9 protein-coding genes and 2 pseudogenes are annotated in these 14,830 nt (G+C 68.7%); 6 read left to right on the top strand and 5 right to left on the bottom strand.

Annotation, left to right across the window (positions count from 1 at the left end):
• Positions 1 to 187: 187 nt before the first annotated feature.
• Positions 188 to 2,875, top strand: a complete 2,688-nt coding sequence (gene polA / locus HOV77_RS20400) for a DNA polymerase I (protein WP_290864036.1) — start codon at positions 188 to 190, stop codon at positions 2,873 to 2,875.
• Positions 2,876 to 3,228: 353 nt separating this feature from the next.
• Here the strand turns inward: polA and HOV77_RS20395 are convergent, their stop codons facing one another.
• Positions 3,229 to 3,999 carry a class I SAM-dependent methyltransferase gene (locus HOV77_RS20395; protein ID WP_290864227.1) on the bottom strand — a complete coding sequence of 257 codons (771 nt, stop codon included), beginning with the start codon at positions 3,997 to 3,999 and terminating at the stop codon, positions 3,229 to 3,231.
• A gap of 489 nt (positions 4,000 to 4,488) precedes the next feature.
• Between HOV77_RS20395 and rpsA the strand changes: the two genes are divergently transcribed.
• Positions 4,489 to 5,961 (top strand): 30S ribosomal protein S1, encoded by a 1,473-nt coding sequence (gene rpsA / locus HOV77_RS20390; protein ID WP_290864035.1) that lies wholly within the window; start codon positions 4,489 to 4,491, stop codon positions 5,959 to 5,961.
• A 262-nt stretch (positions 5,962 to 6,223) separates the two neighbouring features.
• Here the strand turns inward: rpsA and HOV77_RS20385 are convergent, their stop codons facing one another.
• On the bottom strand, positions 6,224 to 6,421 hold the full coding sequence (locus tag HOV77_RS20385; protein WP_290864034.1) for a hypothetical protein: 198 nt from the start codon (positions 6,419 to 6,421) through the stop codon (positions 6,224 to 6,226).
• Between the two features lie 67 nt (positions 6,422 to 6,488).
• Between HOV77_RS20385 and coaE the strand changes: the two are divergent.
• Positions 6,489 to 7,049 (top strand): annotated as a pseudogene (coaE, locus tag HOV77_RS20380) (dephospho-CoA kinase); the annotation flags it as partial.
• A 64-nt stretch (positions 7,050 to 7,113) separates the two neighbouring features.
• Here the strand turns inward: coaE and HOV77_RS20375 are convergent.
• A complete protein-coding gene (locus tag HOV77_RS20375) occupies positions 7,114 to 8,697 on the bottom strand; it encodes a hypothetical protein (RefSeq protein ID WP_290864033.1) in 1,584 nt (527 codons plus the stop codon).
• A 633-nt stretch (positions 8,698 to 9,330) separates the two neighbouring features.
• Between HOV77_RS20375 and uvrB the strand changes: the two genes are divergently transcribed.
• Together uvrB and HOV77_RS20365 are read left to right on the top strand one after the other, a co-directional pair.
• Positions 9,331 to 11,469, top strand: coding sequence for an excinuclease ABC subunit UvrB (uvrB, locus tag HOV77_RS20370; RefSeq protein ID WP_290864032.1), 2,139 nt, complete (start codon positions 9,331 to 9,333; stop codon positions 11,467 to 11,469).
• A 46-nt stretch (positions 11,470 to 11,515) separates the two neighbouring features.
• On the top strand, positions 11,516 to 12,433 hold the full coding sequence (locus tag HOV77_RS20365) for an alpha/beta hydrolase (protein WP_290864031.1): 918 nt from the start codon (positions 11,516 to 11,518) through the stop codon (positions 12,431 to 12,433).
• Here the strand turns inward: HOV77_RS20365 and HOV77_RS20360 are convergent.
• Positions 12,420 to 13,154, bottom strand: coding sequence for an alpha/beta fold hydrolase (locus tag HOV77_RS20360; RefSeq protein WP_290864030.1), 735 nt, complete (start codon positions 13,152 to 13,154; stop codon positions 12,420 to 12,422). The two genes, HOV77_RS20365 and HOV77_RS20360, sit on opposite strands and share 14 nt — an antisense overlap.
• Complete coding sequence (locus tag HOV77_RS20355; RefSeq protein ID WP_290864029.1) at positions 13,151 to 13,441, bottom strand: antibiotic biosynthesis monooxygenase; 291 nt, start codon at positions 13,439 to 13,441, stop codon at positions 13,151 to 13,153. Before HOV77_RS20355 ends, HOV77_RS20360 begins: the two co-directional genes overlap by 4 nt.
• Before the next feature lie 212 nt (positions 13,442 to 13,653).
• Here HOV77_RS20355 and HOV77_RS20350 point away from each other — a divergent pair.
• Positions 13,654 to 14,619: pseudogene (locus HOV77_RS20350) on the top strand (TerC family protein); the annotation flags it as partial.
• Between the last annotated feature and the right edge of the window lie 211 nt (positions 14,620 to 14,830).

The raw sequence follows: 14,830 nt of genomic DNA, 5'->3' as shown, positions 1-14,830 counted from the left end.
CGCGAGTCGGTGGCGAGGTCCAGGCGGCGACTCGGCTAGCTTGATCTTCGTCGTCAGGCTTGTGGCCTGCCGGCGAAGACTCAAGCGACGCTGATCGTCGTCTGGGCCCGCCAACGGCCGCGAACGATCCGGGAGACAGACCCTGACGGTGCGTCGGAATGTCAGGGGACTGCAATAGGCTTCCGGGGTGACTGACGCTCGACTGTTGCTGCTGGACGGACATTCGCTCGCATACCGGGCCTTTTTCGCGCTGCCCGCCGAGAACTTCTCGACCACCACGGGCCAGACGACGAACGCCGTCTACGGCTTCACCTCGATGCTCATCAACGTGATCAAGGACGAGCGTCCGACGCACATCGCGGTCGCCTTCGACGTCTCCCGCAGGTCGTTCCGCACCGAGCAATACGCCGAGTACAAGGCGGGCCGGTCGGAGACGCCGGAGCAGTTCAAGGGCCAGGTCAGCCTCGTGCACGAGGTCCTCGACGCGCTCAAGATCAGCCACGTGCAGCTGGAGGGCTACGAGGCCGACGACGTCATCGCGACGATGGCCCGGCAGGGCCGCGAGGCCGGGATGAAGGTGTTCATCTGCACCGGTGACCGCGACGCGTTCCAGCTGATCACCGACGACGTCACCGTGCTGTATCCGCGCAAGGGCGTCTCCGACCTGGCGCGGATGGACCCCGCCGCGGTGCGCGAGCGGTACGGCGTGGGCCCGGACCGCTACCGGGACCTGGCCGCACTGGTCGGCGAGTCCAGCGACAACCTGCCGGGCGTGCCCGGGGTCGGACCGAAGACGGCGGCCAAGTGGATCGATCAGTACGGCGGCATCGACGGCGTCGTGGAGCACGCCGACCAGATCAAGGGCAAGGCGGGCGACAGCCTGCGCGAGCACCTGGCCGGCGTCATCCGCAACCACCAGCTCAACTACCTGCTCGACGACCTGACGCTGCCGCTCGCGGTGGACGAGACGGGCTGGACCGGCTGGGATCGCGAGGCCGTTCACCGCGTCTTCGACGCGCTGGAGTTCCGCGTACTGCGCGAGCGGCTCTATCAGTATCTCGAGATCACCGACGAGCCGGAGGCGCAGGCCGGGTTCGACGTCACCGGCGAGGTCATGCGGGCCTCGGGCGCGCTCACCGACTGGCTGATCGCCCAGGCGGGCAAGCCGACCGGCGTCGCGGTCAGCGGCGTGTTCGGCCGCGGCACCGGCAACCTCACCGGCGTAGCGCTGGCCACCGACGAGAGCGCCGCTTGGTTCGACCCGTCGGAGGTCGACGCCGTCGACGACGAGTCGTTCGCCCGCTGGCTCGGCGACCCCGACCAGCCCAAGGTGCTGCACGACGAGAAGCCGGCCCTGCTCGCGTTCGCGGCCAGGGGCTGGCAGCTCGCCGGAGTCACCTGCGACACCGCGCTCGCGGCGTACCTCGCCCGGCCGGATCAGCGCAGCTATGACCTCGCCGATCTGTCCGTCCGCTACCTGCATCGGGAACTGCGGGCGGAGGCGCCCGACGACGGCGGGCAGCTCGCCCTCGACTTCGGCGACACGTCGGCGGCCGACAGCGCCGGCGAGGCGTTGATGCTGCGAGCGCGAGCGACTCTGGATCTGGTCGACGCCCTGGGCGCCGAGCTCGACAAGGGCGATCCCGAGGCGCACGGCTCCCGGCTGCTGGCCGAGGTGGAGCTGCCCCTGGTGAAGGTGCTCGCCCGGATGGAGCAGACGGGCATCGCCGCCGACACCGACTACCTCAGCGAGCTGGAGGCCTTCTTCGCCGGCGAGGTCAAGTCTTCCGCTCAGTCGGCGTATGGGGTGATCGGGCGCGAGTTCAACCTCGGATCGCCCAAGCAGTTGCAGGAGATCCTGTTCACCGAGCTGAACCTGCCGAAGACGAAGAAGATCAAGACCGGCTACACCACCGACGCCGACTCCCTGCAATGGCTGTACGCCGAGACCGGCCACCCGGTGCTGGAGCACCTGCTGCGTCACCGCGACGTTGCCAAGCTCAAGTCGACGGTCGACGGCCTGCTCAAGTCGGTCAGCGAGGACGGCCGCATCCACACGACGTTCTACCAGACCGTCGCGGCCACCGGCCGGTTGTCGAGCACCGACCCCAACCTGCAGAACGTGCCGATCCGCACCGAGGAGGGCCGGCGGATCCGCCGCGCCTTCATCGTCGGGCCGGACTACGAGTCGCTGATGACCGCCGACTACTCGCAGATCGAGATGCGGATCATGGCCGACCTGTCCGGCGACGAGGGCCTGATCACGGCCTTCACCTCCGGCGAGGACCTGCACACCTGGGTGGCCTCGCAGGTGTTCGAGACCGACGAGATCACCGCCGACCACCGCCGCAAGATCAAGGCGATGTCCTATGGGCTGGCTTACGGCTTGTCCGCCTTCGGGCTCGCTCAGCAGCTCGGCATCTCCACCCAAGAGGCCAGCGGGCTGATGGAGGACTACTTCGCCCGGTTCGGCGGCGTACGCGACTATCTGCGGCGCGTCGTGGATCAGGCGCGGCGGGACGGTTACACCGAGACGATCCTCGGCCGTCGCCGGTACCTGCCCGATCTGACCAGCGACAACCGCCAGCGACGCGAGATGGCCGAGCGGATGGCGCTCAACGCCCCGATCCAGGGGTCGGCGGCCGACATCATCAAGATCGCCATGCTGCGCGTCGACGCCGCCCTCCGCGACGAGCAACTCGTCTCCCGGCTGCTGCTCCAGGTGCACGACGAACTCGTCCTGGAGATCGCGCCGGGGGAGCGGGAGCAGGTCGAGGCGTTGCTGCGCCGCGAGATGGGCGGGGCGCACCAGTTGTCGGTGCCGCTGGAGGTCTCGGTCGGCGTCGGCCGTGACTGGAACGCCGCCGACCACTGACCGGCCACACGTCGCTGACTCGCTGCGCGCTCGCGGCGAACGCGCCAGCTCGCCCCCCGTTGATCATGAACCTATGGTCCCTCTCGTCCGGCGTGTCGTATCCACCCGACCGTGATCGACTCCGCGATAGGGCGATCAACTCGGGTGCTACCCGCCTGCCCGAGATCAAGTGCCCTGCGTCTGTGGCGGGCGGCTCGAATCGGAGATCATGTTCCCGTGGCCTGCGCTAGAGGCCGGGTTTCCGCATACCACCGGCACTTGATCATCGGAATCACCGGTCGATCGCTGACCATGGGCACTCGATCTTGGACGACGCCGCCGTTGGGCGAGTCGGCATCGGCGCGAGCGGGTGATCAGCTCGGCAAGGTGGCGGTGAAGATCGCCGTCCCCGGGATGATGTCGCCGCGACGGGGACTCCAGCCGCCCCAGACGTTCTCGTTGCCCGCCGTCCACTCCGGCTCGACCAGATCGGTCAGGTGGAACCCGGCTCCGGTGATCAGGCGTACCCAGTCGCCGACCGTCCGGTGGTGCTCGACGTAGACCGCCCGGCCCTGCGCGTCCTCCTCGACGTAGGGCCGGCGGTCGAAGTAGGAGCTGACCGCGTACAGGCCTTCTTCGCCGGGTTCGTCGAGGAAGCACCAGCGGATGGGATGGGAGACGGAGAACACGAAGCGGCCGCCGGGGCGCAGCACCCGGGCCACCTCGGCGAGCACCGCGCCGGCGTCGGCGACGAACGGCATCGCCCCGTACGCCGAGCACACGAGCTCGAAGGAGCCCGCCGCGAACGGCAGGTTCGTCGCGTCGGCCTGCACCACCGGCAGGCGTACGCCGGACCGGGCGTCCAGCTCCCGGGAGTGGGCCAGCTGACGGCCGGATAGTTCGAGCCCGATCGCGGCGGCCCCCCGGGTGACGAGCCAGCGGCCGCACTGCCCGGCGCCGCAGCCGATCTCGAGCACCCGTACGCCGTCGACGTCGCCGAGCAGCCCCGCCCAAGCCTCGTCCAGCCCTTCGGGACCCCAGATGAACCGGGCGTCGCCGAGGAAGTCCCCGTGTTCGGCCTGGTACGCGTCGGCCGCCCCGTCCCACCAGTGACGGCTCGCCCGGCTGGTCTCGTCGGCGGCCACCGGTCGCCGATTCGGCCGCGCCTCTTGATCGGGATAGCTCACCTGATCATTGTCACGGACGCGGATTCCGCCCTCGGCGTACCACTGGAAATCCCGGCGCGGCAGGGTGCCGGAGCGTCGCCAGGGCCGGAAACGCTCCACACAGGACGCTCGATGGCAGGCGGCCCGACGTGGTCCGCCGGACGGAAAAGTGACCTGGACCACATGATCTACTGCAGCTCGGCCGATCAGTGTGATCAGACACACGTTCGGCTGATAAGCGTGCCCCACCCGGGCCTTGCGAGCGGAAGTCATCTTCTCGAAGCTGATGGGGTTGCGACGTGTGCTAGTGGGCACGGTAAGCTGTTCAATGCACTTACGCCGCCGCGTGCCTCGGTAGGGAGAAGGTTCGCAGCCGTCGATGCGACCTCGATAGAGGGAGTGTCCCCGGCGGGCGTCGAGGGGTGCACCTGTCTTACCTGACACCATCCGACCGGAGCAACAGTCCACATGACGAGCAGCATCGAGGCCACCTCGAGCGTCACCAAGGTCACTCACGACGATCTCGGTTCTGAGGAAGCTTTCCTCGCCGCCATCGACGAGACCATCAAGTACTTCAACGACGGCGACATTGTCGAAGGCACCGTCGTCAAGGTCGATCGGGACGAGGTCCTGCTCGACATCGGCTACAAGACCGAGGGCGTCATCCCCTCGCGCGAGTTGTCGATCAAGCACGACGTGGACCCCTCCGAGGTCGTCACGGTTGGTGACCACATCGAGGCCCTTGTTCTCCAGAAGGAGGACAAGGAGGGTCGTCTGATCCTCTCGAAGAAGCGCGCGCAGTACGAGCGGGCGTGGGGCACCATCGAGAAGATCAAGGACGAGGACGGCGTCGTCCGCGGCTCCGTCATCGAGGTCGTCAAGGGTGGTCTCATCCTGGACATCGGCCTGCGGGGCTTCCTGCCCGCGTCGCTGGTCGAGATGCGCCGGGTCCGCGACCTGCAGCCGTACGTCGGCCGCGAGCTCGAGGCGAAGATCATCGAGCTGGACAAGAACCGCAACAACGTGGTTCTGTCCCGCCGGGCCTACCTGGAGCAGACGCAGTCCGAGGTGCGTACCGAGTTCCTCAACAAGCTCGGCAAGGGCCAGGTCCGCAAGGGTGTCGTGTCCTCGATCGTGAACTTCGGCGCCTTCGTCGACCTCGGCGGGGTCGACGGCCTGGTGCACGTGTCCGAGCTGTCCTGGAAGCACATCGACCACCCGTCCGAGGTAGTCGAGGTCGGCCAGGAGGTCGAGGTCGAGGTGCTCGACGTCGACCTGGACCGCGAGCGGGTCTCGCTGTCGCTCAAGGCGACGCAGGAAGACCCGTGGCGTCAGTTCGCCCGGACCCACGCGATCAACAACATCGTGCCCGGCAAGGTCACCAAGCTGGTTCCGTTCGGTGCGTTCGTGCGCGTCGAGGACGGCATCGAGGGCCTGGTGCACATCTCCGAGCTGGCCGAGCGTCACGTGGAGATCCCGGAGCAGGTCGTTCAGGTCGGCAGCGAGGTGATGGTCAAGGTCATCGACATCGACCTCGAGCGTCGCCGGATCTCGCTGTCGCTGAAGCAGGCCAACGAGGGCTTCGTCGAGGGCGAGGAGCACTTCGACCCGACCCTCTACGGCATGTCGGCGTCCTACGACGCCGAGGGCAACTACATCTACCCCGAGGGCTTCGACCCGGACACCGGCGAGTGGCTCGAGGGTTACGACAAGCAGCGCGAGACGTGGGAGACGCAGTACGCGGAGGCCCGTCAGCGCTGGGAGGCTCACACCAAGCAGGTCCAGACCTCGCGCGCGGCCGACGCGGCCGCCGTCAACGAGGCTCCGTCCGGCAACGTCTCGACGTCGACCCCGGCGAAGGCCACCGAGGAGCCCACGGGCACCCTGGCCACCGACGAGGCGCTCGCGGCGCTGAAGGAGAAGCTGGCCGGCGGCAAGTGAGTCGCTAGTTCCACCTGAGAAGCCCCGCTCGGCACTGCCGGGCGGGGCTTCCGCGTTGTCGGCCGACGGGCCCAGCCCGCTGCGCCGCGCCATGATCGTCGGCTTCCGACATTCTTGGCGGCGCACACTTCCAAGATCGTCGGCTGCCGACATTCGTGGCACGAATCGTGCACTGATCGTCGGAAGCCGACGATCATGACGCGGGGGGCAGGCACCGCGTGGAGGGCGTGGCCGAAAGCGCTCGGGAAAGGAAAGCTGCTGATCAGGGGGCGAAGATCGCCGCTATCGCGACGGCGCCCGCCGCCGTGGCGTACCCGCTGATCATGAGAAGGGTGAAGCCGAGCGCGAGAGTCAGGCCGAGCGCGCGGGGAGCGGCGACCCGGCCGTGCCGCAAGTGGCGCGGGTGCGCGACGCGGACGGTGAACGGGCGGCGCTGGCCGCTACGGTGCCGTCCTGTCATGGAACCGCACTTTATGTCTGTTAAGTGCGGTAAGGCGGCATGCCACGCCGCGTCGTACGCTGTCCGCATGCTTTTCGTGGGGCTGACCGGCGGCATCGGGTCGGGGAAGAGTTCGGTCGCAGCGCGGCTGGGCGAACTGGGCGCGATCGTCATCGACTCCGACCGCTTGGCCCGGGAGGTCGTCGAACCCGGCACCGACGGGCACGCGGAGGTCGTCGCGCGGTTCGGGGCCGGGGTGCTCGCGGCGGACGGATCGATCGACCGGGCCGCGTTGGCCGCCAAGATCTTCGGCGACGCCGACGCGCGGAAGGCGCTCGAAGCGATCATCCACCCGCGAGTACGGGCCCGGACGGCGGAGCTCGCGAGCGCGGCGCCGCCGGACGCGGTCGTCGTCAACGACGTTCCGCTGCTGATCGAGGCGGGCTTGGCGGGCGCGTATCAGCTGGTCGTCGTGGTACTCGCCGATGAGGACATTCGCGTCGCCCGGCTCGTCGCCGCACGCGGGATGACCGAGGCCGAGGCACGCGCCCGCATCGCCGCGCAGGCCACCGACGAGCAGCGGCGGGCCGTCGCCGACGTGCTGATCGTCAACGAGGGCACCCTCGACGACCTGCGTTCTCAGGTCGACAAGGCTTGGCCCCGTCTTGTCGCGGCGGCCGCCTCTAACGCGTGACGGCGTCGCGGCGGCTGCCTCAAACGCGTGACGGCAGGGTGGGCAGCCGCTTGCCGAAGTCGATGTCGAGCTGGGCGAACCCCAGGCGCGTGCGGATCTCCAAGCGCCGGACGACGCCGGTCGGGTCGACCCAGTAGCGCATGAGCGCGGTGCCGGGCGGACTGGCCGCGTCCGCCGCCGTGTGGATCTCGAAGACCGCGACCGGCCGCCCGTTCAGCTCGTCCAGGCGCAGCCGGTAAGCGCTCTTGGCCAGCGCCTTCGGGTCGTCGCGCCCCGGCACGCCGACCGACAGCGCCTCGTGCAGCAACACATCCAGCTCGGTCGCGGGCACCCGCACGCCCAGGTCTTCCCAGGACCGCCGCTCCCACTTGCCGCGCGGTGCGGGAAGCGGCGGCTGCTTGTCGGTGCTCGCTCGCAACGACACACTGGTACGCCCAGCGTGCACGAGCACATTCCGGGCGTCGTCGTCCAAATCATGAGCGAGCGCGTACGCCACACCGGTGCGCCAGTCGAGCCAGCCGTCGACGAAGATCATCCGAGCCGGAGGGAGCGGCAGATTCACCGTGAAGTGCCCGCCCCGGGCGGCTTGGGTGCGCCGGCGCATGACGGACAGGGCTTTCGCCTCGGCCGCCGTGACCTTGCGCGGATTGATGAGCGCCCCGCCGAAGGCTGCGATCGCGGTCAGCTCCGGCCGCCGCGTCCGGTCGAAGTCCACCCGGGCCCGGATGTCGTTGGTGAGCAACGCTTCGATTCGGCGTACGCGGGCCGTGCCGTCCACCCAATAGGCGACGGGCCCGCCGTTGGCCACCAGCGAATGGGGATCCGGCGTCGGGCTGGCGCTCGGCGTCGCGCTGGGGTTCGTCGGTTTGACTCCGGCGGGATTCAAACCGGGTTTCTTCGTCGCGCTCGGACTTTGTGACGCTGCCGTTGTGGGAGTCGGTGACGACGTCGCGACGGGCTTCATCGGGATGGTCGCCGGACCCAGGAGGACTTCGACGGCGGTGCCGTCGACGGCGTCCTTCCGCAGCCATTGCGTTTGCAGGTCACGCAGGAGATCGGGGTTGTCCGCCTTGGTGGCGCTCAGCTGAAGGAGGACTGCGACGAGGCTGTCCAGCGGATCGGGCTGCTCCGGCACCGGCAGGCCCAGCGGGCGTACGCGCCAGTTCCCGGTGGGCGGCTCAGCCGGTGGCTCAGCGGTGGCCGAGGGCTTGTCCTCGGCCCGGATCGCCATGATTCCCGGCATCGCCTGGATGAGCAGCGCGGGCATGCCCTTCCGTTCCGCCGTACGCACATACAGCAACGAGCGCCGCCAGTCGATCCAGCCCGCGAAGCGGACGTCCTTCGGCTTCCCGTCGGGATCCTTGCCCGCGACGACACCGGAGACGGTGGCTCGCTGATCCTCATAGTTGTGCAGGCGTACGCCGGCGAGCGTGCCCGCCTCGGCGGCGGTCAGCGGCCGGGCCTTCGGGGCGTCGGCCGACTTGTCCGGCCCCGAGCAGGCCGTCATGCCCTGGCTGAGCCCGGCGACGGCGCCCAGCGCCAGGCATCCGGCGACGAGAACGGTGGCGATCTTGCGGCGGCGGTTCGGGCGGGCGGACTCCACGGCATGCTTCAACGCGAGAGGGGCGCGCGGGTAACGCGCCTTGCCGGGAACGCCCGGTTTGTCCCGACTGTGGAGCCTCCACCACGCGGGTTCCCTCCGCCCTCGTCCCGTTGATCAACGGGGATTCGCTGCAGATCAGGGTTACGCATGCTTCCCGCGGCTCCGGAGGCATGCGTAACCCTGATCTGCAGCTAACGGCGAGCGCGGTGGCGCGGCGGCGGGGCGCAGACGGTGCGCGGTGAGGCGAGCGACCCCGGCGGGCGCGGGGCGCGGGAAGAGAACGTGGGAGCGCCGCGTTGGCAGTGGTGGCGGGGATCGCCGGAAGCGTAAGGACGCCCGCGGCGGCCGGTCAGCGCGCTAGGCGCGCGACCGCGAAGGTGCGCTCACCGGGCCCGCGACGCCCTCGCCGTTTGGGTCGGCGGTGACGTCGCCGCGGGAGCAGCGACCCAGCGCCGGGGGGATCGGCCGGTGTGGAGGTCCGATCACTACCCCGGTCGGCCGCCGCGAGCGGCCTACGGCTATTGACGGTACTCGGATGGTTCACGTCACACAATCGCAATATCGGCCCGGATCGACCCGCTGTCCGAGGTCGATCAAGCGGCCTTGTCATACGCAGGCGTTAGGTTGGAAGGCATGGGTTTGGAGATTCCCCGCATCGACGGCAGGTTCGAGGTCGTCAGTGATTACGTTCCGTCCGGCGACCAGCCGACGGCCATCGCCGATCTGGAGCGCCGGGTCCGGGCGGGGGAGAAGCACGTCGTCCTGATGGGTGCCACCGGCACCGGCAAGAGCGCGACGACGGCGTGGCTCGTCGAGCGCCTGCAACGGCCGACGCTGGTGCTCGCCCCCAACAAGACGTTGTGCGCGCAGCTCGCCAAGGAGTTCCGCGAGCTGATGCCCAACAACGCCGTCGAGTATTTCGTGAGCTACTACGACTATTACCAGCCCGAGGCATACATCCCGCAGACGGACACCTATATCGAGAAGGACTCCTCGATCAACGAGGAGGTCGAGCGGCTGCGGCACTCGGCGACGATGTCGCTGCTGACCCGGCGTGACGTGATCGTGGTGGCCACCGTCAGCGCCATCTACGGTCTGGGCACGCCGCAGGAATACCTCGATCGCACGGTGAAGATCGTCAAGGGGCAGGAGCTGGACCGCGACCAGCTGCTGCGCCGCCTGGTCGACATTCAATACGCCCGCAACGACATCGCCTTCAGCCGCGGCACTTTCCGCGTACGCGGTGACACTCTGGAGATCATCCCGGCGTACGAGGAGCTGGCGATCCGCATCGAGATGTTCGGTGACGAGGTCGAGCGACTGTCCTATCTGCACCCGTTGACCGGCGACGTCGTCCGCGAGGTCGACCAGCTGCTCGTGTTCCCGGCGACCCATTACACCGCCGGTCCGGAGCGGATGGAGCGGGCGCTGGGCCAGATCGAGAAGGAGCTCGAGGACCGCCTGGCCGAGCTGGAGCGGCAGGGCAAGCTGCTCGAGGCGCAGCGGCTGCGGATGCGGACGAGTTACGACATCGAGATGATGCGTCAGGTCGGCTTCTGCTCCGGAATCGAGAACTACTCCCGGCACATCGACGGCCGCGAGGAGGGCAGCCCGCCACACTGCCTGCTCGACTACTTCCCCGACGACTTCCTCACCGTCATCGACGAGTCGCACGTGACGGTGCCGCAGATCGGCGGCATGTACGAGGGTGACGCCTCCCGGAAGCGGGTGCTGGTCGAGCACGGGTTCCGGTTGCCGTCGGCCATGGACAACCGGCCGCTGCGGTTCGACGAGTTCCTGGAGCGCGTCGGTCAGCAGGTCTTCCTCTCGGCCACGCCCGGACCTTGGGAGCTGCGGCAGAGCGGCGGCGAGTTCGTCGAGCAGGTGATCCGCCCGACCGGTCTGGTCGACCCGCAGGTCGTGGTCAAGAAGACCAAAGGCCAGATCGACGATCTCATGCACGAGATCAACCTGCGGACCGCGCGGGACGAACGCGTACTGGTGACGACGCTGACCAAGAAGATGGCCGAGGACCTGACCGACTACCTGCTGGAGCACGGCATCCGGGTTCGCTACCTGCACTCGGAGGTCGACACGCTGCGCCGGGTCGAGCTGCTCAAGGAGCTGCGCAAGGGCGACTACGACGTCCTCGTCGGCATCAACCTGCTACGGGAGGGTCTCGACTTGCCCGAGGTCTCGCTGGTGGCGATCCTCGACGCCGACAAGGAGGGCTTCCTGCGCTCCGGCACGTCGCTGATCCAGACGATCGGCCGCGCGGCCCGAAACGTCTCCGGTGAAGTCCACATGTACGCCGACAAGATCACCCCGTCGATGGCGAACGCGATCGAGGAGACCAACCGGCGCCGGGCGAAGCAGATCGCGTACAACGAGGCCCACGGCGTCGATCCGCAGCCGTTGCGGAAGAAGATCCACGACATCCTCGACGACATCTATCGTGAGGCCGAGGACACCGACAGCGCGCTGGCCGGGCATGGCCCCGGTGGTGCCGTCATCTCGAGTTCGGCGATGGGCAGTGGCCGGGCGCAGAGCCGGGGCAAGACGCCGACGCCGACCGCGTCCAGCCGGAGCAAGGGCCGGATCGAGGCCAAGACGCAGGGTATGGCGCGCGACGAGCTCGCCCGGCTCATCTCCGACCTCAACGAGCAGATGCTCGCCGCCGCCGGGGAGTTGCAGTTCGAGCTGGCGGCCCGGATCCGCGACGAGATGCAGGAACTGAAGAAGGAGTTGCGGGTGATGCAGTCGGCCGCCTGAGCTGTGTTCCGTTTCGCCGCCGCACCCGCCGGGGAACGGGCTCGGCGTGTTCGACGGATTCGAGCTGCGCCAGGTGGCGGTCGGCGACGGGGTGACTCTGCGGGTCAGGACGGGTGGTTCGGGCCCGCCGGTCCTGCTGCTGCACGGCCATCCGCGTACGCATGTGACGTGGCACAAGATGGCACCCCTGCTGGCAGTCGGCTTCACCGTCGTGTGCCTGGATCTGCGCGGCTACGGGCAGTCCAGTAAACCGCCGGCCGAGGCGGATCACTCCGGGTACGGCAAACGCGCGATGGCCCGCGATTGTGTGGAGGCGATGCGGCAACTCGGGCATCGGAACTTCGCCGTCGTCGGCCACGACCGGGGTGCGTACGTGGCGCAGCGGCTGGCCGCCGACCATCCCGAGCTGGTGAGCCACCTCGTGGTCATGGATGCGGTGCCGATCGGGGAGGCGTTGGCCCGCTGCGACGCCCGGTTCGCCGCGAGATGGTGGCACTGGTTCTTCCTCGGTCAGACCGCCAAGCCCGCCGAGCGCGTGATCGACGCCGACCCCGATGCCTGGTACCAGGTCGACGCGAAGGCGATGGGCGAGGAGGCGTACGCCGATCTGCGACAGGCGCTGCACGATCCAGCGACGGTGCACGCGATGTGCGAGGACTATCGGGCCGGGCTGACCGTCGATCGGGACGCCGACGACGCCGACCGGCGGGCCGGACGCCGGATCACCTGCCCGACGCTGGTCGTGTGGGCCACGAGGGACGATCTCGAAGACCTCTACGGCGATCCGGTCGAGGTCTGGCGCGGCTGGGCCGACGCGGTACGCGGTGTGGCCCTCGAATCCGGGCACCACCTCGCCGAGGAGGTCCCCGACCAGCTCGCCGCGGTGCTCCAGGAGTTCCTCGGTGGACCGGCCGGCCCGATCCCGTCGGCCGAGAACGAAGCCGGCGCGGTCACGGCTGAGTGAGAGCCGAGCGGAGGACCCACTGCGCGACGCGTTCCAGCAACTCGGGCGGGGCGGCGTTCTCGGCGTGCCCGAAGCCGTGTTCGATCCAGAGTTCCTTCGGCTCGGCGGCCGAGTCGAAGAGCTGGTGGGCGTGCTCCAGCGGGAAGTACGCGTCCTGATCGCCGTGGACCACGAGCAACGGCGTCGGCGCGATCTTCGCGGCGACTTCGTAGGGCGCCGGTGGCACCGGATCCCAGCCGTTGCGGGCGATGCGCGTACGCAGCACGACCCGGCTCACCAGCCGTCCGGTGGGCCGTTCGATCACCCAGTGGACCCGTCGCATCGGGACGGTCCCGCGGTAGTACCACCGGGCCGGTCCGCTGACGGCGGCCACGGCGTCGACCCCGCGGATCAGCGCGGCGTGCCGGACGGCGACGGACGCGCCCATCGAGAACCCGATGACCGCGATCCGGGCGTACCCCAGCTCTCGCGCCCACCGAACTGCCGCATCGAGATCCTCGATCTCCCGATCGCCGACCGTCGATCGGCCTCCGGATCGGCCGTGCCCGCGGAAATCGAAGGACACCACGCCCCCGTGGCGAGCGAAGACCGCCCCCGCCCGGCGTACCGCCGGCTTCTTCCAAGCCCCGGTGAAGCCGTGAGCGAGCACGAAGGCCTGGTCGCGCGGACCGGGGTCATGATGAGCATCAATTTGTACGCCGTCGGCCGTGACCAGTTTCACGGCAAGTACGCGTAGTGCTCGACCACCGGCGGCGCGGCGAAATGCGGGCCGATGAGCGCGCGCCAGGCGGGGAAGCGGTCGGAGCCGCGGAAGCCGACCTCATGGGCCTCGACGGTGTCCCACTCGACAAGCAGGACGAAACGGGACGGCGACTCCACCCCGCGCGTCATCCGGGCATCGCGGAAGCCGGGCGTCTCGGCGAGGAGCGCGCGGCCCTTCGCGTACGCAGCCTCGAACGCCTCCTCGGCACCCGGCGTGATCTCGAACTGAGCGATCTCCAACACCATGACGGCATCCTGCCACGGCGTGCCGACCACCCCTGTTGGGCCTCCGGGCACCTCATGAGGAACAATGGAGGCTACGGGAGGGGAGTATTCCCTCGCGGCGGCTTCGTCAGCACGGTTCGCACATCGGAACCCGGAGCCGCCGGTCGCCGGCGTTCGCGTGGTGGCGGGAGAGACCTCCGGGGCATGACGCTGCCGACCGGAGGAAATCCTGCATGAACGTGTCCACGCTGGAATGGACAATCACCCTGGTAGCCCTGGTGGCTCTACTTGTCGTCGATCTGCTGATCGTCGGCCGGAGACCGCACGAACCCTCGTTCAAGGAGTCGTCCCTCTGGGTCACGTTCTACGTGGGCCTGGCGGTCGTCTTCGGCATCTGGGTGTACGCCTCACACGGAGCCCAGTACGGCGGTGAATTCTTCGCCGGCTGGCTGACCGAGTACAGCCTCTCCGTCGACAACTTGTTCGTCTTCGTCATCATCATGGCCCGCTTCGCCGTGCCTCGGATGTACCAGCAGAAGGTGCTGCTGGTCGGCATCGTGATAGCGCTGATCATGCGCGGTGGGTTCATCGCCGCCGGTGCGGCCGTGGTGAGCCGGTTCTCCTGGGTCTTCTACCTCTTCGGGGCCTTCCTCATCTACACCGCGTGGGGCCTGGTCAAACACGGTGAGGACGACGAAGGCGACTACAAGGAGAACATCATGATCCGGACGGCGCGCCGGATCCTGCCGATGAGCCCGCAGTCGGACGGGGCCAAGCTCACCACCCGGGTCAACGGCCGGCTGCTGTTCACGCCGATGCTCATCGTGATGATCGCGATCGGCACGACCGACCTGATCTTCGCGCTGGACTCGATTCCGGCGATCTTCGGCCTCACCAAGGAGCCGTACCTGGTCTTCACCGCGAACGTGTTCGCGTTGATGGGCCTGCGCCAGTTGTACTTCCTGCTCGGCGGCCTGCTCGATCGCCTGGTCTACCTGTCGATCGGCCTGTCGGTCGTCCTCGCGTTCATCGGCGTGAAGCTGTTCCTCGAGGCGCTCGCCACGAACAACGTCCCGTTCATCAACGGCGGCGAACCGGTCGGCTGGGCTCCGCACGTGCCGATCTGGCTCTCGCTGACCGTGATCCTCGGTACGCTCATCGTCGCGACCATAGCGAGCTTGATCAAATCCGGCCGGGATGCCCGGGCCGAGGCGGCGCTGGCTTCGGCTGCGCACTCCTCCGTGCAGCCCGCTTCGTCGGGCGGGACCCAGGCGTCGGGTGAGGCTCCGGCCGAGCAACCGCACAAGGTACGCGGCCAAGGCTGAGTGGTGCGCGGTGCACCTTTCCCGATGGCGGAAGGGTGCACTGCGTACCACCGGCGGTTGATCAACGCGCGTCAGCGTGAAAGCG

Source organism: Hamadaea sp. (assembly GCF_013362815.1).
GTDB lineage: Bacteria > Actinomycetota > Actinomycetes > Mycobacteriales > Micromonosporaceae > Hamadaea.
This window is presented reverse-complemented; position numbering and strand designations above follow the sequence as displayed.